The sequence below is a fragment of the Gracilimonas sp. genome, assembly GCF_014762685.1.
Lineage (GTDB): Bacteria > Bacteroidota > Rhodothermia > Balneolales > Balneolaceae > Gracilimonas.
Window position 1 is genome coordinate 992,178 of sequence record NZ_JABURM010000005.1, and the last position, 19,705, is coordinate 1,011,882.

General features: G+C 38.8%; 17 protein-coding genes. 12 read left to right on the plus strand and 5 right to left on the minus strand.

What is annotated here, in order from left to right; genetic code table 11:
• Positions 1–28: 28 nt before the first annotated feature.
• The 5 genes from HUJ22_RS04515 to HUJ22_RS04535 all read right to left on the minus strand — a co-directional run bounded on the left by HUJ22_RS04515 (position 29) and on the right by HUJ22_RS04535 (position 4,904).
• Positions 29–1,168, minus strand: coding sequence for a hybrid sensor histidine kinase/response regulator (locus HUJ22_RS04515; RefSeq protein WP_290874513.1), 1,140 nt, complete (start codon positions 1,166–1,168; stop codon positions 29–31).
• Between the two features lie 184 nt (positions 1,169–1,352).
• The gene (locus HUJ22_RS04520; protein WP_290874517.1) at positions 1,353–2,087 is read right to left on the minus strand and encodes a PspC domain-containing protein; all 735 of its coding nucleotides are present in this window, start codon (positions 2,085–2,087) and stop codon (positions 1,353–1,355) included.
• 46 nt (positions 2,088–2,133) lie between these two features.
• Positions 2,134–2,709: a 5-formyltetrahydrofolate cyclo-ligase gene (locus tag HUJ22_RS04525; RefSeq protein WP_290874520.1), complete on the minus strand. Its 576-nt coding sequence runs from the start codon at positions 2,707–2,709 to the stop codon at positions 2,134–2,136.
• Positions 2,706–4,322, minus strand: coding sequence for a bacillithiol biosynthesis cysteine-adding enzyme BshC (gene bshC / locus HUJ22_RS04530; protein WP_290874523.1), 1,617 nt, complete (start codon positions 4,320–4,322; stop codon positions 2,706–2,708). Before bshC ends, HUJ22_RS04525 begins: the two co-directional genes overlap by 4 nt.
• A gap of 3 nt (positions 4,323–4,325) precedes the next feature.
• On the minus strand, positions 4,326–4,904 hold the full coding sequence (locus HUJ22_RS04535) for a bifunctional nuclease family protein (protein WP_366870791.1): 579 nt from the start codon (positions 4,902–4,904) through the stop codon (positions 4,326–4,328).
• A gap of 236 nt (positions 4,905–5,140) precedes the next feature.
• Here HUJ22_RS04535 and ndhC point away from each other — a divergent pair, with 236 nt between their 5' ends.
• The 12 genes from ndhC to HUJ22_RS04595 all read left to right on the plus strand — a co-directional run bounded on the left by ndhC (position 5,141) and on the right by HUJ22_RS04595 (position 19,702).
• Entirely contained in the window at positions 5,141–5,515 is a 375-nt protein-coding gene (ndhC, locus tag HUJ22_RS04540; protein WP_290874525.1) for an NADH-quinone oxidoreductase subunit A, read from the plus strand.
• Positions 5,516–5,524: 9 nt separating this feature from the next.
• Positions 5,525–6,007: an NADH-quinone oxidoreductase subunit NuoB gene (gene nuoB / locus HUJ22_RS04545; RefSeq protein ID WP_255135729.1), complete on the plus strand. Its 483-nt coding sequence runs from the start codon at positions 5,525–5,527 to the stop codon at positions 6,005–6,007.
• Positions 6,008–6,011: 4 nt separating this feature from the next.
• Positions 6,012–6,524 carry an NADH-quinone oxidoreductase subunit C gene (locus HUJ22_RS04550; protein WP_290874530.1) on the plus strand — a complete coding sequence of 171 codons (513 nt, stop codon included), beginning with the start codon at positions 6,012–6,014 and terminating at the stop codon, positions 6,522–6,524.
• Positions 6,525–6,527: 3 nt separating this feature from the next.
• Positions 6,528–7,820, plus strand: coding sequence for an NADH dehydrogenase (quinone) subunit D (gene nuoD / locus HUJ22_RS04555; RefSeq protein ID WP_290874533.1), 1,293 nt, complete (start codon positions 6,528–6,530; stop codon positions 7,818–7,820).
• Entirely contained in the window at positions 7,821–8,363 is a 543-nt protein-coding gene (locus HUJ22_RS04560; protein WP_290874536.1) for an NAD(P)H-dependent oxidoreductase subunit E, read from the plus strand.
• A gap of 2 nt (positions 8,364–8,365) precedes the next feature.
• Entirely contained in the window at positions 8,366–9,652 is a 1,287-nt protein-coding gene (nuoF, locus tag HUJ22_RS04565; protein WP_290874539.1) for an NADH-quinone oxidoreductase subunit NuoF, read from the plus strand.
• A 64-nt stretch (positions 9,653–9,716) separates the two neighbouring features.
• A complete protein-coding gene (locus HUJ22_RS04570; protein WP_290874542.1) occupies positions 9,717–10,067 on the plus strand; it encodes a four helix bundle protein in 351 nt (116 codons plus the stop codon).
• A gap of 49 nt (positions 10,068–10,116) precedes the next feature.
• A complete protein-coding gene (locus tag HUJ22_RS04575) occupies positions 10,117–11,853 on the plus strand; it encodes a 2Fe-2S iron-sulfur cluster-binding protein (RefSeq protein WP_290874545.1) in 1,737 nt (578 codons plus the stop codon).
• Positions 11,854–12,888 carry an NADH-quinone oxidoreductase subunit NuoH gene (nuoH, locus tag HUJ22_RS04580; protein WP_290874548.1) on the plus strand — a complete coding sequence of 345 codons (1,035 nt, stop codon included), beginning with the start codon at positions 11,854–11,856 and terminating at the stop codon, positions 12,886–12,888. It begins immediately after the preceding gene.
• A gap of 200 nt (positions 12,889–13,088) precedes the next feature.
• Positions 13,089–13,586 (plus strand): hypothetical protein, encoded by a 498-nt coding sequence (locus HUJ22_RS04585; RefSeq protein WP_290874551.1) that lies wholly within the window; start codon positions 13,089–13,091, stop codon positions 13,584–13,586.
• Between the two features lie 69 nt (positions 13,587–13,655).
• Entirely contained in the window at positions 13,656–14,138 is a 483-nt protein-coding gene (locus HUJ22_RS04590; protein ID WP_290874553.1) for an outer membrane beta-barrel protein, read from the plus strand.
• Positions 14,139–14,368: 230 nt separating this feature from the next.
• Positions 14,369–19,702, plus strand: coding sequence for a PAS domain S-box protein (locus tag HUJ22_RS04595; protein ID WP_290874556.1), 5,334 nt, complete (start codon positions 14,369–14,371; stop codon positions 19,700–19,702).
• The last annotated feature ends 3 nt before the right edge of the window (positions 19,703–19,705 follow it).

Below are 19,705 nucleotides of genomic sequence, written 5' to 3' on the forward strand. Positions count from 1 at the left end.
TACAAATTAAAGAGCTGACTGTAACAATTTAAGATTTTTCCTTATGAGGAATTTTAATATAAAATTGAGTGCCTTTATTTAATTCAGATTCAACCCAAACCTCCCCGCCGTGTAACTCAACATATAATTGGACAATATCCAAGCCAAGCCCGGTTCCTGTTTCCCCGCTAGTTCCTTTTCGAGATGATTTCTTACCATCTTTGAATAATTCAGTCAATACCTTTTTGGGAATACCAATTCCGGTATCTCGAACTTCGAACATCAAATTGTCATCATTCAAATTCACCTTTATGAAGACCTCCCCCTTCGCCGGTGTAAACTTAAGCGCATTTGAAACCAAGTTATTGAGTGCAATCTCAAATTTATTTTGATCCAGAACGGCATTTAGTTCTTCAGGATGGATCAAGTATTCAAGATTAATTTCTTTTACTACAGCTTTAGCTTTATTCATTGAAACAACACGATCCAATAGGTCGGAAACCAAAACTTCAGAATATTCAAGCTTTTCCGGTTCTTTTTTCTTGCTTTCCCTATCCAATACCTCGCGCACCATGTTTAATAGATTAGTACCACTATCTTCAATCACCGAAAACATTTGTATTTGCTCTTCAGGACTTATTTTATCGCTTTCCCGCATAAGTTTTACAAGGCCAATGATTCCGGTAAGCGGGTTTTTTATGTCATGGCTTACCATCCTTACCAAATCATCCTTTTTTTGATTCAGACGACTTAATTCAACCTCTCGTTCTCTAAGAACTCTAATCCTCTCATTTAACTGCTTCTGCAAAAACCGAATTTTCAAGTGGGTTTTAATACGGGCCAGCGTCTCTTCTTTTTGAAAAGGCTTGGTAATATAATCGACGCCCCCTGATTTAAATCCTTCTATCTTATCATCAGTATCCGTTAAGGAACTTAGAAAAATAATCGGTATATCTTCCAGGTATTCATCTTCTTTAATTTTTTTAATCACCTCAAAACCATCCATTCCGGGCATCATAATATCCAATAATATCAAGTCTGGTATGTTTTTTTTGGCGAGTTCGACAGCCTCTTCACCACTGGTAGCTTCTATATGATCGTATCCTTCTTTATCTAAAACATGAGACAGGAGTTTTAAGTTGGCGGGGGTGTCATCTACTAATAAAATTAAGCTTTCCTCTTGTTCCAAAATTGCTATGGATTAGATTTGTGATGTTTAAGATCCCATTATCAACATTTTAAAGATGAAGCATCTAAATAAATGTTATTGGGTCGGATACTGATCTAAATAAAATTAAAAAAGACATTCCATACAACAGAATGTCTTTAAAAAAACTACAAAATTATTAAATGAGCAGAGGGAAAAAAGAAAGCTAAAAATTAAAATCATCCATCATTTCAACCGGTTCTTTAGGCATTGCGAGTGAGAGACCAAAATAAACCAGTAAACTTGCTCCCCACCCCATAAAAAAGGCGGCTACAAATATAAATCGAACTACAGTTGCACTGATCCCAAAATATTTTGCAAGCCCGCCACAAACTCCGGCCCATTTTTTGTTAGATCGGGATTTCATGAGCCGCTTGGAATGTCGGTAGCCATAGGCATCAAAATCCATAGAGGAAGAAGAGCTTAAAGATTTACCCTGCTTAGAATCAAGAGCATTGTTTAACTTAGAACCGGAAGAATAATTTGTTTCTTCTGAACCGGGAATATCAGAATACTTAGCAGAGGCACTGCTGGCTCTTGCTCTTTTTCGAGCTTTTTTAATTTTTCGGGCACGCTTTCGGTCTCCCACTAAAAAACCAAACCCAACTAAAGTAATAAGTGCCCCACCTACTAAAGGAAGTAAGGAAGAACCAATCAAGCCTTCTGATAAACCGGATAAAAAGTCTCCAATGGGAAGCCCAACCCATTGTATCAAAAAAGTGAGTGCAAGAAATATCATTACCATGCCTGAAATTGTGGCAATATTCCAAATGCTTTTACCGGTGTCCTTTTCTTCTTCCTTGAGAAATTCCTGCATAGTTGAGTTTAATTCAAAATCATCAAACTCCAGGGTTGCGGTTCCTGTTCTTGAAGCAGATCTCGTTTTCATTTTTTCTGACATAATTATTTAATCCTCCATGAAGCCCTACGATCTTTCAATCACAATGTTACGTGAAAATCACAACTTCTTCAGTAATAATCACATCTAATTTTACATCAAATTCCTCAACCGGAACTTTATCAAAAAGAAATTTATCAAAAGTTAATCCTATTTTTGTGGCTTCGGTCATATCTAAAAATCGATCATAAAATCCTCTCCCATACCCCAAACGGTTTCCATCTTTATCAGCAGCAGCCATCGGAACAATAATTAAATCAATTTCTGAAATCTCAACAGGGTTAATAGTTTTAGGTTCCCGGACTCCCCAATTGTTTGCAACCAATTCATTTTCAGCATCAATTTCCGAATGAGATAACGTATTGTCAGAAAAATTAGTAATCGGAACAACTACTCTTTTCTTATCATCAAATAGATGTATTAGCAAGTTATCAGTACAGACTTCCCTTCGTTCATTCATGGAAACATACGTATGTATCACCCCGGATTTTTTGTAAACATCGCTATCAACCAGAGATTGTATGATTTGATTTGATTTATTTAACCACTGCTGTTCTGAAAGTTGTTGCCGTTTTGCAAGAACCTTATCCCTGAGTTTTTGTTTTTCTTCTTGAACGGAGGTCATAGGTTAATCAAATGGTGTTTGGTAAGATCTAATCCTTCTTCTTCAATTTCTTCAAGTAACTTCTTCCAGATATCAAGTCCGTATTTATTCATAAAATACACCGGAGATACTGCCCGTTCTTGTAACCCTCCATCAGGAAATAGATTTATTTTAATCTTTTCGATGCGTTTAATCTGGGTTTCTTCCTGTTGCTTTATAGAACGGTATACACGGCCTTTCAGTTTATCCAATTCATTCGCAAAACCGGCAACTGTTTTTCCAACCGTACCATCTAAAGTTGGGTCAATTTCATCTATTACCTGCAGCGGTTCCTTGGCAGCTTCTTCCAATTTGTCCTTCCATTCGCTAAAAATATTTTCGATATCAACCGTATCAGTCTGTTCTATAAATTCAGATTCGAGGTCTTCAATTCGCTTCTCATACTCACAAACTTTGAAAGGTAATTTTTCTATAATTCTTGAAATCGCAGACTCAATAATGGTTGCAGTATAACGCGGAAATATTGGAGGCATTACAAGGTCAAATTCCTCATAAAATAATTTCATTTGCCCATAATAAGCCAGCTCACCTGGGCCGGCAACATAGCCGAGCGTTGGCAACATTTTATCTTGTATTACCGGTCTGAGAAATACATTTGGTGAAAATTTTTCGGGGTGATTTTCAATCTCTTCCAAAAGCTCGAAATGTGACCATCTTTTTTTGGAACCAGCTGTCCAGTCATCTTCGCATTTGTGAATTTTAATTCGCTCTTTCTGTTCGGATAGATAAAAAAGGTTAGAGTCCCCGTTCATTACCTGCCGATGAAAATTTCTTTCCAGTTCTGCACTCTTTGACTCTATAGATTCATAAATCGAATCAGCTTTGTCGATACTTTTTTTAAATGCGGGTGCCGCTAATTTTTTTATAGCAGAAAAATTACTTCCTGCAATTAAAACCCCCTCTTGGGCAAACCACTCATTAATTAAACCGGAAAATGCCTTAGCATGCGTATTCCCTTCTCTATAATACTGATCCAGAAGCTCCCATAATGACTCAGAAAAATCTGTATCAAAAAGCTCTTCTTTTACTTTTTCTTTAAAGGATTTAATTGCATCGGTCAGCTTTTCTTCAGAAACCGGGGCACCACTACCCTTCTTATCTAAAACAACCTTACTGAAATCGTCTCGCCCTGTAATACCAACCCAGGAGATTTCTTCAAAATCATGATCCTCATCTGCCAGCCAAAATACCGGAACTACAGGACGGCCTAAATCCTTCTCGTATTTCCGAGAAAGTAAAATTGCAGTCAGGGTTTTATAGATTGTGAATAATGGTCCCCCAAATAAGCCTAGTTGCTGTCCCGTTACTACAACCAAAGCATCATCTTTTGCCAATTTCTCACGTTGATTCTTTTGGCTATCAGCAATTCCCAATTCTTTATGATACTCAGAAAGTGCTGCAAGATAATTTTTTTTAGACTCAGCATCGGAAAGAGAATTGGCTCTGCGCTCTATTTCCTTTTTGTCGAGCGGATTAAAAACATAAAACGATTTTAGCGAATCGAAGTTAGTAAGGTAGGTGTTAAATAGAGTCGAATAAGAAAGTTCGCTGAACGAACAGCCAGATATATCCAAAATTTATCCTTTCATTTTAGAAATGCGGTCTCTTATTTTTGCCGCTTTCTCGTAGTTTTCAGTTTCAATAGCAGTTTTAAGTTCTGCTTCCAGTTTTTCCAGTTGTGATAACTCTTTCTGTCCCGGTGAAGTTTCATCACCCTGCAACGCTTCTTCCAGAGTTTGATGCTCAGGTTCAGTACTTATTCCGGCTTCATCCAGCACTTCTTCATTAACATAAATAGGTGCATTAAAACGAACAGCTAATGCTATCGCGTCACTCGGACGAGCATCTAATTCGATAAGTTGATTCTCGCGCTCATAAATTATTTGAGCATAAAAAGTACCCTCCGACAAATCATTGATATAAATCTGTTTAATTTCCGTGTCGAAACTAAGCACAAAGTTTTTGAGCAAATCGTGGGTCATTGGTCGGGGTGGTTTTATATTTTCCAGCTCGAGCGCAATAGCCTGCGCTTCAAATGAACCAATTATAATCGGTAATCTTTGATTGCCCTCTGCTTCACTCAAAATTAAAGCATAAGCACCGCCACTGCTGGGGCTGGTTGACAGTCCTAATATTTCCATTAACACTTTACTCAAATCTGCACCTGCTTTAAGCGTTTAAAAGTTAGTTATAAAGGTAATGATTTTTGTTTAAGTCTTAAACTTAGGTGTTTAATAAAGTAACTTTATTACTTTTGAGAAGTTTTATTGAATTTTCCTCGAATTTTGTTCCATAAAAATTCAAATAAAGGCTATATTCTCGCCCAATTTCGTTGACATTGCAAAACATTGAGGCTAACTTTTCAGCCCATTAACTGAGAACATTACAGAATATGCTCGAAAATTATTTTCCGATTTTAATTCTTGCTGTCGTTGCCGTCATTTTGGCTTTTGTATTATTGGCTTTATCCAAAATACTCGGCCCCTTCCGCCCCAATAAAACCAAGTTGAATCCATATGAAAGTGGTATGGATCCGGTTGGGGAAGCCAGAGATCGCTATTCCATTAGTTTTTACCTGGTTGCCATGGAATTTATTGTATTCGACCTTGAGGTTGTTTTTATATACCCTTGGGCGGTAAGATATCTTGAACTAGGTTTCGGAACTTTTATGGCGATGATGCTATTTATCACAGTACTATTCGTGGGGCTGCTTTACACACTTAAAAAAGGCACCTTAGATTGGGACTTAAATCATTTTAAAGCTTAAGTAGATACCATGGGAATTGAATCAGCACTTGGTGAAGGTTTTTTTACAACTAAAATTGATGCTCTTACAAACTGGGCACGAGCAAACGCTGCATGGCCAATGCCAATGGGCTTAGCCTGTTGTGCTATTGAAATGATGGCTTTTGCAGGGCCTCGATACGATGCTTCACGATTTGGATCGGAGGTTATGCGTTTTTCTCCGCGACAAAGTGATGTGATGATTGTGGCAGGTTGGTCGACCTATAAAATGTCGCATGCCATTCGCAGAATCTGGGATCAAATGCCTGATCCAAAGTGGTGTATTGCTATGGGAGCCTGTGCCTCAACTGGAGGAATGCACCGTTGTTATGGAGTAGTTCAGGGTGTAGATAATTATTTACCGGTAGATGCTTATGTTTCCGGCTGCCCTCCCCGACCGGATGCCCTTCTTCATGCATTGATGAAAATTCAAGATAAAATTAAAACCGAGCATTCCGTTTTATTGGATACCTAATAATATGAGTTTAGAATTGAACGACACATTACAAGGCGTAGTTGACGGGCTTTCTTCTAACTATTCGGAAGATTTGATTGAAGTCTACCAGTCTTGTGATCATACCTACATTCGCACAGAAGCTGAAAATATTGTTGAACTTTGTAAGTACCTCAAGGAAAAGCATCACTTTATTTTTCTTTGTGATATACTCGGAACCGATCGGTACACTTCAGATGAAAGATTTGAAGTTATTTATAATATGATGAACCTCAGAAGTCGCGACCGTCTGTTTATAAAGATAAGAGTTGAAGAAGAAAACCCTGTTGTTAAAACCGTGACTCCCATTTGGAAAGCTGCGGGGTGGTATGAACGTGAAGTTTATGATATGTTTGGTATTCGCTTTGAGGGACATCCGGATCATCGCAGAATATTTATGCCGGAAGATTACGAATACTTCCCCCTTAGAAAAGAATTTCCGCTGTTGGGTATTCCCGGTTCCATTGAACTGCCTAACACAACCCCAGATACGGAGTAAGGCATGAAACCCACAGATATTAACAGTAAGGTAAAACCACTTTTTTTTAAAGAGCATCAACGAGGTATTTATAAAAGCCTTGAAGACAAGCATACTACCATTGAGGAAATTGACAGTGAAGATCCACTGAATTCCAAAATGATTTTGAATATGGGGCCTCAACACCCTGCTACTCACGGTGTGCTTCGATTGATTCTCCAGTTAAGAGGAGAACTCATCGAAAAAACAAAAATCGATATTGGATACCTCCATCGCGGTGTTGAGAAAATTGCAGAGAATAAAACTTATCAGGAATTCATGCCTTATACAGACCGCATGGATTATCTTTCTCCATACAGCAATAATGTAGCCTTATGTTTAGCGGTTGAGAAGTTAGCTGAAGTAGAAGTGCCTGAACGCGCCCAGTATATTCGTATGATTTGCTCGGAATTGGCTCGCATCTCTTCTCACCTTCTTTGGTTAGGAACTATGGTGATGGATGCGGGAGCCATTTCTTTCTTTATCTGGACCTTCCGAGAGCGTGAAAAAATTTACGATATTTTTGATGAAGTAGCCGGACACCGATTTACGGTTTCACATTCCAGAATTGGTGGAGTTGCTAATGATTTCACCGATGATGCTGTAGCCCGAATTAAAGAATTTGTGGAAACCTTTCCTCAGGAACTTAAAGACTGGCATGGACTTTTGGATCGCAATCGAATTTTTATAGATCGAAATAAAGATGTCGGTATTGTAAAAACCGAGGATGCCTTGGATATTGGGGCAACTGGACCGGTTTTAAGAGCAGCCGGGTATGCTGTTGATCAACGTATTATTACGCCCTACTTGCGGTATGATAAGGTAGATTTTGAAATACCAACCCGCCTCGAAGGTGACAATTTAGCACGGTATTTTGTGCGTATGGAAGAAATGGCCGAGAGCATAAAGATTATCGAACAATGTTTTGATAAAATGCCGAAAGGCCCAATTCGTACTAATAATGCCAAACAAGCGTACCCATCTAAAGATGAAGTGTATTATTCTATGGAAGGAATGATTCACGATTTTATGATGACCGATACCGGTATTTGTCCTCCTGCAGGAAAAGAAGTATATCATGCCGTAGAATCACCAAAAGGTGAATTAGGATATTTTATTCAAAGTGACGGAACCGGCCACCCATGGAGGTTAAAAATAAATGCTCCTTCATTCCGAAACCTTCAGGTATTAGAAAATATTCTGGATGGAGAAATGGTTGCCGATACCGTAGTAATAATTGGTGGAATTGACCCCGTAATGGGAGAAGCAGATAAATAAATGGAAGAAACCTACGAATTCACAAAAGAAGACCTACAGGAAATTGAAATCATAAAGGCGAAGTTTCCAACCGTAATGCCGGCTACCTTACCCACTCTTTGGGTTGCACAGCGGCGCTTTGGCCATGTTGAACCTCCCGTTCAACGCCTGGTTGCTAAAACTCTGGATTTACCGGAATCGCATGTGCACGGTGTGGCTACTTTCTATACTCAGTACTATAAAGAAAGAAAAGGGAAATACGTGTTGGATGTTTGTACTACCACCAGTTGTCAGCTTTGCGGTGGGTATAAGATGTTACACTATTTAGAAGACAAGCTGGGTATTAAAGCCGGAGAAACTACTGAAGATGGAATGTTCAGTATACAATCGGTAGAGTGCCTTGGTGCATGTGGCTATGCACCTATGATGCAAATTACTAATGATGTTTATGTCAATAATCTGACCGAAGAAAAATTAGATAAGGTAATTGACGAGCTAAAAGAAGGTAAAATGCCAGAATTTGAATCCGTAGGAATGCCTCTCCTCGAAAAAAGAAATATTTAACTATGGCTGCTGATTGGAAATCATTTGAACCGGTACTTATTCCTGACATTCCTCACCTCGAGAAAATCGATGTTTATGAGAAAAATGGCGGATATAAAGCTCTCGAAAAAGTAGTAAAGGGCAATGACTGGACTCCCGAAAGTGTAGTCAATGAAGTAAAAGCAGCTAATATTCGTGGACGAGGTGGGGCCGGCTTTAACGCCGGGCTAAAGTGGTCGTTCATGCCCAAGCCGGATGGAGGGCCACGGTATCTTGCCTGTAACGGAGACGAATCTGAGCCTGGTACTTTTAAAGACCGTAAAATCTTTGAATACAATCCGCACCTGTTTATCGAAGGGGCCTTAATTGCAGCTTATGCAATGCAAATAACCACCATTTATGTATATGTGAGAGGTGAATATCACTCATGGATTAAGATGATGGAAAAAGCGTTGGCTGATGCTCATGAAAAAGGATATATCGGCAAGAATTTATTCGGTACTGATTATAGCGTTGATTTCTATATCACAGGCGGAGCCGGGGCTTATATTTGCGGTGAAGAAACTTCAATGCTTGAGTCATTGGAAGGTAAGCGAGGATATCCACGCGTAAAACCTCCCTTCCCTGCCCAAAAAGGATTATGGGGACGCCCAACTACTATTAACAATATAGAAACGCTGGCAAATGTCCCCCTTGTGATAAATAATGGAGCTGATTGGTTTAAAGCAATCGGCCCCGAATCCCATCCCGGACCAATTCTTTATGGAATCTCAGGACATGTAAATCGCCCCGGGGTGTATGAATTGCCATCAGGTGTTCCTGTTATGGATTTGATTAATGATGTAGCTCAAGGTGTTCGAGGCGGTAAAAAATTAAAAGGGTTGATTCCGGGTGGCTCTTCCACCCCTATTTTGAGGGCCGACCAATTGGAGGGAGTATCAATGGATTCTGATTCCCTTAGGGAAGCCGGTTCCATGATGGGAACGGCCGGCATGATAGTGATGGATGAAGACACCGATATGGTGGATATGCTTTGGAGGATTTCACACTTCTATCATCATGAGTCGTGTGGTCAATGTACCCCATGCCGTGACGGAACCGGTTGGCTTGAAAAAATTCTATTGAAAATTAAAAATGGTGATGGTGAAATCAGAGATTTAGATCTCCTTTTGGATGTAACCACCCAAATGGAAGGCCGAACAATTTGTGCGTTGGCTGATGCCGCCGCATGGCCGGTTCGCCATACCATTAACCGTTTCAGAGATGAATTTGAAGCACGATGCAAAAAATCAGTTCATGCTGTAGCTTAATGATTTATTATTGATGATTGTTGATTTGTTCTGATCAACAGTCACAAATCGAAAATCAACAATTTTGAATAAGGATGATTTAATATTAAGGACAAAAGATTTTGCACACAGATGTGTTAAGTTGGCTGTTAGTTTGCCAAAATCGTATCTGGGTGATCACATAAAAAGGCAACTGATACGATGCGGAACTTCAGTTGCTGCAAATTACAGGGCTGCTTGCATTGCTCATAGTAAAGCAGCTTTTACCGCAAAATTGAGCATAGTTATTGAAGAAGCTGATGAAAGTGAATTCTGGATGCAGTTTATAATTGATGAGAAACTTAAACCAAAACAATTGGTTGAACCTCTTTTAAAGGAAGCAAATGAGTTAGCATCAATTTTTATAGTCTCCAGAAAAACAGCTCAAAGAAAATGATTGTTTTTGATTGAATCATCAATCAAAAATCATAAATCAACAATCTAATATGTCAGAAATATTTATAGACGGAAAACGATACGAATTTGAAGAAGGTACTGATAAGGGCCTGCTCCAATTCATTTTAGACAATGGTAAAGAAGTTCCATTCTTCTGTTATCATCCTTCAATGAGCGCACCTGCTAACTGCCGGCAGTGTTTTGTAAAGGTAGGAACCCCGGTTAAAAACAGAGATACCGGAGAGTATGAATTGGATGAAAATGGCGAACGAGAAATTCGTTGGTTTCCAAAGATGCAAACATCCTGTACTATACAAATGCAGGATGGTATGGTAGTTCATACTCAGGAGACAAGCGAAGAAGTGGCCCGTGCTCAGAAAGACACCATGGAACTCATCCTTGTGAATCACCCCTTGGATTGCCCCATATGTGATCAAGCCGGAGAATGTCCCCTTCAGATTCAAACCTATAAATATGGCCCCGAAGGCAGTCGTTTTGAGGTTAAAAAAGTTCACAAACCTAAACGTGTTGAGCTTGGCCCAAGAGTTACACTGGATGCTGAACGGTGCATTAACTGCACAAGGTGTGTCCGCTTTACAGATGAAATTAGTGAGTCGCATCAGCTGACGATAACTTCCAGGGGTGATAAAAATTATCCGATTACTGCCCCGGGGCGTGAATTTGATGACCCTTATTCTATGAATACGGTAGATATTTGTCCTGTAGGAGCCCTCACTTCTTCTGATTTCCGATTTAAAGCCCGTGTTTGGGAAATGAATCAAACTCCAAGCATAGATGTAACCAATGGAAAGGGAACGAATATTGATATTTGGACACGGGATAACCTGGTTTTAAGAATCACCCCGAGATACAATGGGGAAGTTAATGATCATTGGATGCCGGATGCCGGGCGGGATGCATACAGAAGATTTAATGAAAACCGTATCTCCCGCCCAGCCATCAAGTTGGATGGGGATAATCAGTCTAAAACATCCTGGAATAATGCTATTGAGACTTTTGCTGAAACTTTAGAATCGCACAAACCCGAAGATGTATTGGTGATTGGAAGTGCACACGCTTCAGTGGAAGAAAATTATGCACTAATGAAAGTATTCAACTTGTGGGGTGTTAAAAACTTCAAGTTTGCACCGCATATTATTGAAGGGACCGGTGATGATTTCTTATTGACAGACGATCAGGCTCCTAATACCAATGGGGTGAAATTACTGGGCTACGAAGAGAGCGACAATCTTAACGCTGAAGTTAAAAAGGCCAAGATTGTGATCATGCTTTCTGATGAACTGATAGATCGTGATGTGATTTCAACGTCAGATCTCGAAGGCACATATAGCATATTGCTTTCAACAAATGAAAGTGATACCAGTAAAGCAGCTGATTTGGTAATCCCGGTCACTTGTATTGCTGAACATGCAGCAAGTTATGTAAATGTGGATGGCCGCATTCAGCGCTCCTACCCTGCCAAAGAAACTAAATACACCCATAGAAGTCTTGATATGGAAATGTCTCAGGGACGCTTGGACCGATATGGTACTAATTTTGATAACTGGGTTACTGAAGACAATAAAGTTGATTGTGCTCCGGCCTGGGATATCATGAATCAACTTTCTGAGCGAATGGGACTAAATATTTCTTTTGGTTCTTCCCGTGAAATCATGGATGAAATAGCCTCCTCAATTTCTGCCTTTGAAAACGTTAGTTTTGAGCGTATGGATAATGAGATGGGCATAAACCTTAACCCTTCAAACAAAGAAGAGGCTACTGCATAAATGAGTACAGGTGGAATTGATATTTTTGGATTGTTATTTGTCCCAACCTGGGTAGCTGTGCTGGCATTGGGTGTGTTTGCTTACCTTAATTCAGCAGCGGTTTTGGTATATGCTGAGCGTCGAATCGCATCATTTATACAAAACCGTGTTGGGCCAAACCGTGTTGGACCATTTGGACTCCTTCAACCTATAGCTGATGTCGTAAAATTACTACTTAAAGAGGATGTTACTCCTGCTCAAGGCTATAAAACCATCCATGCCATTGCTCCAATGATTCCTGTAATCACGGCCCTTATGTCGGTAGCTGTAATCCCATTTGGAGAAACTTTGTACGTTACTGATATCAATGCAGGCGTACTCTTTATTTTAGCAGTAGCTTCATTGGGTGTTTATGGAGTTACTTTGGCCGGTTGGTCTTCCAACAGTAAGTATTCTCTTCTCGGTGGATTACGTGCTGCTGCCCAAATGATCAGTTATGAACTGCCAATGGGTATGGCCGTAGCTTCCGTTGTTTTAGTAGCAGGATCTTTAAGTGTTGTGGAAATAGCTGCTTCTCAAGAACATTTGTGGAATGTTTTTATCAATCCGATTGGAGCTATTATCTTTATAATTGCTGCTTTTGCAGAAGCTAACCGTACACCTTTTGACTTGGTTGAAGCGGAACAGGAACTTGTCGGTGGATTTCATACCGAGTACAGTGGAATGAAATTCGGAATGTTCTTCCTGGCTGAATATATGCATGTATTTATTGGAAGTATTTTAATAACTACGTTTTTCTTTGGGAGCTATCATCTCCCATTTGCCGGATATTGGCTTCCTGAATTAAGCCCGATGGTAAAAGGAATCCTGGATGTATCTGTATTCATGGGTAAAGTTATATTCTGGTGCTTTGTATTTATTTGGGTACGCTGGACAATACCCCGCTTTAAATACAATCAAGTCATGAAACTGGGATGGGGACGCTTACTTCCTCTTAGCATTCTGAATTTTATATTGATTGCAGCTGGAATGTATGCCTATACACATCTCCTTTAAGTATAGAATCACAAAATTAAAGTTTTCCCAAAAATTCCAAACCGGCTTCGGCCGGTTTTTTTGTGTCTAAAAATCAGCAAATATATTCTTCGGGATCGCATGAACTGCCTAATCTGAACATGCGATAGTTCCATAGCCACTGTCTCATTACTCTTAGGAAAGTTCTTAATTGAACATCACCAAAAGAAACGGAGTTTGCTATGAAAGTATTAAAATTAGTTCTGATCCTGCTTAGTTTGTTCATACTCTCATCCTGTACAATTTATGATAATGACGTAGAGGGTGAAGCTGATCTAGTTTTCTCCAGTACCATCACTATTCGTGCTGATGATTTTGTTTATGAGGATGATTTTATTGCTGTAGCAGACTATGGCTGGGATAATCTTGATGAAGAAATGGTTGACTATGGAATGGTATTAGGATACATCCGTTTTGAAGGCACCACAGCCTGGCAAGCACTGCCATTTTCTATCCCTTTTGAAAATGATCTGGTAAACCTGCGCTATTATTTTGATATCGATAACTTCAGTTTAGTGGTTGAGGGTGAAGTAGCTGGAAATAATCAGGTTAATACTGAACTATTTGACCGGGACGTACTGAGAGTCGTTGCCATCCCTCCGGAAGCAATTGTTCGAGGAAAAGGCATAGATTATCGGAACTATAAACAAATTAGTGAGTTATATGGACTAGATGATTAAATTAATTTGAAACAAATACAGGTTCAACTTATCCTGTAATACATAAACTCTAATTAACTCATAGTTCATATGAATACTGTTATCAAAAAAATTGGTTCACTGGTAATTTTATCAATTCTAACAATTGCCGTTCAAGCTCAATCTATCCCGGATGAGGGAACCGTTGGACTTAGAGCAAATTTCACGGGTCAAACTTCCATTGAAGTGCCATATATGCTTAACCAAAGTTTCTCATTGGCTCCCTACATTGGAATCAATTCAACCCAAGATCAAACTACTAATATCGCTATTGGGATTCGTCCTCGCTTCTATACCGGGATGACGAACGCAATATCTCCTTACTTTACTGGTACTCTTGGATTCTCTAACACTTCATTTAGCAACGTAAACAATTCTGTAACCGACTTTAACCTTGGAGTTGGCTATGGAGCTGAATACTTCTTCTCAGATCAATTCAGCGTAAGTGCAGATGGAAACTTGAACTTACTGTTCGGTGATAGCGCTACTAACTTTTCTACAATGGCAAGAGTATCTGCGTCAATATATTTCTAGTACTATTCCCCTTTGTGAAGTTAAGAAAGCCGCAATAATCTTGCGGCTTTTTTTATTATTGTTATGCTCTTTTTATTAATTTATTTTAATATTTGAAAATTATATACCCATTGAAGAAAATCATATGTACTAGCTTATTAAGTATTAAAAATTTATATAGTTACCCAACCTTCAGTTAATTAAGTCGTTATTAGAATCGCTGGTATTCAAGCTCCGGAAAAATAGAAGACATGGTAGATAGACAAAAAATTATTCAAATATTCAAGGCAACCCCTACTCCAACTTCTATTGTTTTACCAGATGATCCCAAGTTTACTTTCGTACAAGTAAACGAGGCTTATACAAAAATGACTCAAACAAAAACGGAGGAACTGATTGGTAACTCATTGTTTGAATCCTTTCCTGAAAATCCTGAAGAGATAAAACCAACAGGTGTAGAACGCCTCAGAAATTCCTTTAGAAAAGTCATTGCTGAAAAAAAGCAGGATAAAATGGATGCCATCAGGTATGACATAAAATTGGATGATGGCCAGTACAATGAAATCTATTGGGAAGTCATCAATACTCCTATTCTTAATGAGGATGGAAATATAGAATTTATCATTAATTCAGCAACCAATATTACAGAGCAAGTACTTAGTGAAAGAGCTAATAGATTAATGCTGAATAATTCTGAAGACAGTTTTATTCTTATAGATGAAAATTTGATTGTTCAGAACTTTAACGATCATTTTGCTCAAAACTATAAGGATATCTTCGGAATTGAGGTAAAAAAGGGGGACTCTGTTTTAGAGTATGCACAACCCGAACGTCAGGAAACTGTAAAAAAAATTTACAAGCGTGTTTTAAAAGGGGAAACCGTGGCAGGTGAAATTCCGGCAAAAGCTAAAGATGGCACAGAACGATATTTCACTATTAAATATAAGCCAGCTGAAGACGAACAAGGAAATATCATTGGCTCATTTATTTCACTTTTAGAAAAAACAGAAGAACATAAAGCCAAGTTAGAGCTGGAACAAAATGAAGCAAAGTTCCGGGCCTTGGTAGAGCATGGAAATGATATCGTTTTTATCCTAGACCCAGACGGTAATCCTTTTTATGCCTCTCCTTCCATTAAAAATGTCTTGGGATACACTCAGCAAGAAGCTCTCGAATTCAATATGCTCGATAATGTTCATCCCAATGATATAGAAATGATGAGGGCCGAAATAAAAAAATGTCTAGATAATCCCAGTGTTCCTCTGAGCTCCCCCCCTGCCCGAATAAAAGTTAAACAAGGGAGCTGGCATTTGTTCGAAGGAACTATTACCAATATGCTAAATGATCCGGCTATTAATGGGATAGTCTATAATTTCAGGGAAACCACAGACCTGCGAAAAGTCGAGCTTGAACGCGAATTTGAACGCCGAAACAAAGAAGCTCTCATTAATAACACTAACGATTTACTTTGGAGCGTTGACAGAGATTTAAATTTGATTACTGCAAATGAATCTCTTGTTCAAGCAATAAACGAACAAATTGGGATAGACATCAAACCAGGAGATCCTGTTTTCAAAGGATTAGTTCAAGAAACAGGATATCGAAAAACATGGGAAGAATACTACCGAAGGGCTCTAACCGGAGAAAGCTTTCGTGTTGAAACCTTTGAACCCCGAAATGATAAGGAATGGTATGAAACAAGCTTTAACCCTATTTTCGACAAAGATGAGATAACCGGAGTAGCCTGCTTTTCAAGAAATATTACTCAAGCAAAACAAGCAGAAAAATCCCTCAAACAAGCTGAAGAAAAATATCGAAATGTAGTAGAACACAGCACCAATATGTTCTATCAGCATGATACAGAGGGTAATCTAACCTATGTGAGTCAGCAATCAACCGAATTCTTGGGATATACTCCCGAAGAAGCAATTCGAGACTGGACAGACTATGTCACCGACCACCCCGTCAATGAAAAAGGGGAAGCAGTTACTTTAAAAGCTATTGAAACAGGGGAATCACAACCACCTTACGAATTGCAGTTACGTAAGGCAAACGGGGATATAATTTGGGTAGAAGTTCATGAAACACCGCTTAAAAATGACGGCAAAGTGGTCGGTATAGCCGGATCGCTTACTGACATAACGGAGCGAAAAGAGTTCGAAGAAGAATTGCAAAAAAGCCTGGAGCGATATAATTATGTAAGCAAAGCAACCCGTGATGCCATATATGACTGGGATATTAAAAAAGATAACCTGCACTGGGGAGAAGGCTTCAGAACTTTGTTTGGACATCAACCGGGAGAAGAAAAATTTCCCCTCAAAGAATGGGAAAAACTCGTTCACCCCGATGACCTTGAAGAAACTTATCGCGATTTAAATTTTACTCTTAAAGATTCATCCACAAACCATTGGGAGTTTGAATATCGCTTGCAAAAATCCGACGGCTCTTATGCTTATGTACTCGAAAATGGTTTCATAATCCGTGATGCTGACGGAAAAGCAACTCGAATGATTGGGGCTATTCGTGATATTTCGGAAAATAAAAAAGATGAAATTCAAACCCGGCTTCAACAAAATGTTGCTAAATACTTTAAGAGTGATGAAAACCTTAAACCCATTCTCAGCAAAGTCTTAGAACATCTTGCCCTGTTTGGTAAATTTAATACAGCAGAAATTTGGATTAAAAGTAAGAAGGATTCCCATCTATACCTCATTTCTAATTACTCTTCAGATAAAAAGGGGCAAAAATTTTACAAACAAAGCAAACATATAAAACAATTTAGATTGGGAGAAGGACTACCAGGAACAGCATGGGAAAATAAAACCATAGAAAGCTGGGATATTGAGAAAGCAAATGAGCTTTTCATACGCAACGAAGCTGCTTTTAAAGCCGGAATTAAATCAGCTTTCGGACTCCCCCTCCTGCATAGTGATGAAGTTATTGGAGTGCTCGTATTAGGCAGTGAACAAAATTTAGAAGCGAACAAGAGTAAAATCTATCTGTACGAAGCACTTCAAACTTTTTTAGGAAGCGAGATAAAAAGGAAACAGCAAGAAGAAGAAATGCGATTGCTGTTTGAAAGTGCTACTGAAATTCTCGCTATCACCTCTCCTAATGGACGTTTTATTAAAGTAAACCCTGCCTTCAGCCAATTAACGGGTTATTCTGAAGAAGAACTTACTTCGCAAAACTTTGAAAACTTCCTTCATCCTGATGACATCAATAAAACTAAAATGGAATATGAGGAAACAATAACAGGTGAGCGACAAGCAAATCATTTCGTAAATAGGTATAAAACTAAGTCGGGCGAATACCGATGGATCTCATGGAGCTCTTCGGAAGTTATTGATGAAGACGGCTCTGTATTTGCCTACGGCAGGGATATAACTAAAACAAAAGAACTCGAGCATTTATTAAATGAAGTTCAAAGAATGGCACGGATTGGTGCTTGGGAAGTTGACTTGAAAAATGAAAAAATTTATTGGTCAACAATTACCAAAGAAATTCATGAAGTAGAACCCGATTATAATCCAGATCTCGAAACGGGTATTAACTTTTATAAAAATGATGGGAGTCAGGAAATTGTGCGAAGGGTTCTTGATGAAGCCAGAGAACATGGCAAATCCTGGGATGAAGAACTGCAAATATTAACTAAAAAAGGCAATGACCGATGGGTAAGGGTAAAAGGAGAACCGGAAATAGTTGAAGGTGCTTGCATGCGTATTTACGGTAGTATCCAGGATGTTCATGATCGGAAACAAGCTGAAATAGCACTTGAAGAAGCTTTTGAAGAAAAGGAAACGATCCTTGAAAGTATTGGGGATGCCTTTTTCGCACTGGATCATGATTGGGTCGTTACTTACTGGAATAAAGAAGCTGAAAACGTACTATATAAAACCAAAGGAGAAATGATCGGTGAAGTTCTTTGGGATAAATATGAAGATGCAATAGACCTGGAATTTTACAGACAATATCATAAAGCAATAGAAGAACAAGTAACCGTTCATTTTGAGGAGTACTATCCCGCTGCAGAAAAATGGTTTGAAGTGAGTGCGTATCCCTCACAAAATGGACTCTCAGTCTATTTTAAGGATATAAGCGAACGTAAAAAAGCGAACCTGGAATTAGAAGCAGCTTATAAAGAAAAAGAAAATATCCTTGAAAGTATAGATGATGGCTTCTTCACATTAGACAAAAACTGGACGGTGACCTATTGGAACCAAGCCGCCGAGCGGATGCTTCAGACTCCAAAACAAAAGATACTGGATCAAAACTTGTGGGATATCTTTGAGGATGCTGTCGATTTGCCATCCTATACAAACTACCATCGGGCTATGCATCAAAAAATTAATGTCGACTTCGAAGACTACTACCCCACCCTCGACAAATGGTTTGATATAAGTGCATATCCTTCTTCTGAAGGAATTTCAGTTTTTTTTAAAGAAATCACTGCCCGAAAGAAAAATGAGGAAGAAATCAGGAGAATTAATGAGCGGTTTGCGAAAGTTACTGAAGCTACCAATGATGCAATTTGGGACTTTAATATCAAGACCGGAGATTTGTTTTGGGGTAAAGGTTTTGAAACGCTTTTTGGATATGACCTCGAAGAAATAAAGCCAAGTTTTGATTTCCTGACGAGTTTAATACATCCGGAAGACCGGAACCGTGTAGTTCAGAATATCGAAACTTACATGCAAGACTCTTCTAAAAAGAATTGGTTTGAAGAATATCGCTTCAAAAAAAATGATGGGACTTACGCTTATGTAATTGACCGCGCAATTTTCATGAAAAATAATCAAGGAGAGGTTATTCGTGTTGTCGGTGCAATGACTGACCTAACAAAACAAAAAGAGTATGAAAATTCCTTGCAGAAGCTGAACCGAGAATTCGAAGCACACACAAAAGAGTTAGCTGAAACTAATGCAGAGCTTGAAAAATTCCTTCAAGAAAAAGAAACCCTATTGGCTGAAATACATCATAGAGTTAAAAATAATCTTGCCGTTGTTTCAGGCATGATGCAGCTACAAGCATTCGGCTCTGATAATGAGGAACTGCAAGCTCAACTACTTGACAGTGTAGCAAGAATAAAAACCATGGCTTCGGTTCATGAATTATTATATCAATCCAACAGTTTCTCCCAGCTTGAGTTTTCAGAAACTCTAAAAAAACTGGTTGAAAATGTATCTGATACTTACCTCACAGATAAAGAAATTGTCGTCGATATTCAATGCGATCCGGTTACTCTTAATATCAATCTTGCCATTCCTGCCGCACTTATTGTAAATGAGGTCCTTACCAATGCGTATAAGCATGCTTTTAAAGCTAGTAAAGATGGTAAAATCATATTTAAGCTAAAAGAAAAAGACAGCCAAATCTATATAGAGATAGCGGATAATGGGGTGGGGATGCCACAAAATAAAATGGAAAAAGTAGAGTCATCTTTAGGAATGCATTTAATAGCAGTCTTAAGTGATCAACTCGAGGGTGTCCAAGAGTATAAAAGCAAAGGTAAAGGAACCACCTTTACCCTTAACTTTCCTAAAAAAGAAAAAAAGGGCGGGATAGGAAATACTTCAATGAGCTAGCAC

Coding starts and splice junctions, on each gene's coding strand:
- HUJ22_RS04520 (WP_290874517.1), bottom strand. CDS start 2,087: ATGTCAGAAAAAATGAAAACGAGATCTGCTTCAAGAACAGGAACCGCA.
- HUJ22_RS04525 (WP_290874520.1), bottom strand. CDS start 2,709: ATGACCTCCGTTCAAGAAGAAAAACAAAAACTCAGGGATAAGGTTCTT.
- ndhC (WP_290874525.1), top strand. CDS start 5,141: ATGCTCGAAAATTATTTTCCGATTTTAATTCTTGCTGTCGTTGCCGTC.
- nuoB (WP_255135729.1), top strand. CDS start 5,525: ATGGGAATTGAATCAGCACTTGGTGAAGGTTTTTTTACAACTAAAATT.
- HUJ22_RS04550 (WP_290874530.1), top strand. CDS start 6,012: ATGAGTTTAGAATTGAACGACACATTACAAGGCGTAGTTGACGGGCTT.
- nuoD (WP_290874533.1), top strand. CDS start 6,528: ATGAAACCCACAGATATTAACAGTAAGGTAAAACCACTTTTTTTTAAA.
- HUJ22_RS04560 (WP_290874536.1), top strand. CDS start 7,821: ATGGAAGAAACCTACGAATTCACAAAAGAAGACCTACAGGAAATTGAA.
- nuoF (WP_290874539.1), top strand. CDS start 8,366: ATGGCTGCTGATTGGAAATCATTTGAACCGGTACTTATTCCTGACATT.
- HUJ22_RS04575 (WP_290874545.1), top strand. CDS start 10,117: ATGTCAGAAATATTTATAGACGGAAAACGATACGAATTTGAAGAAGGT.
- nuoH (WP_290874548.1), top strand. CDS start 11,854: ATGAGTACAGGTGGAATTGATATTTTTGGATTGTTATTTGTCCCAACC.
- HUJ22_RS04585 (WP_290874551.1), top strand. CDS start 13,089: ATGAAAGTATTAAAATTAGTTCTGATCCTGCTTAGTTTGTTCATACTC.
- HUJ22_RS04590 (WP_290874553.1), top strand. CDS start 13,656: ATGAATACTGTTATCAAAAAAATTGGTTCACTGGTAATTTTATCAATT.
- HUJ22_RS04595 (WP_290874556.1), top strand. CDS start 14,369: ATGGTAGATAGACAAAAAATTATTCAAATATTCAAGGCAACCCCTACT.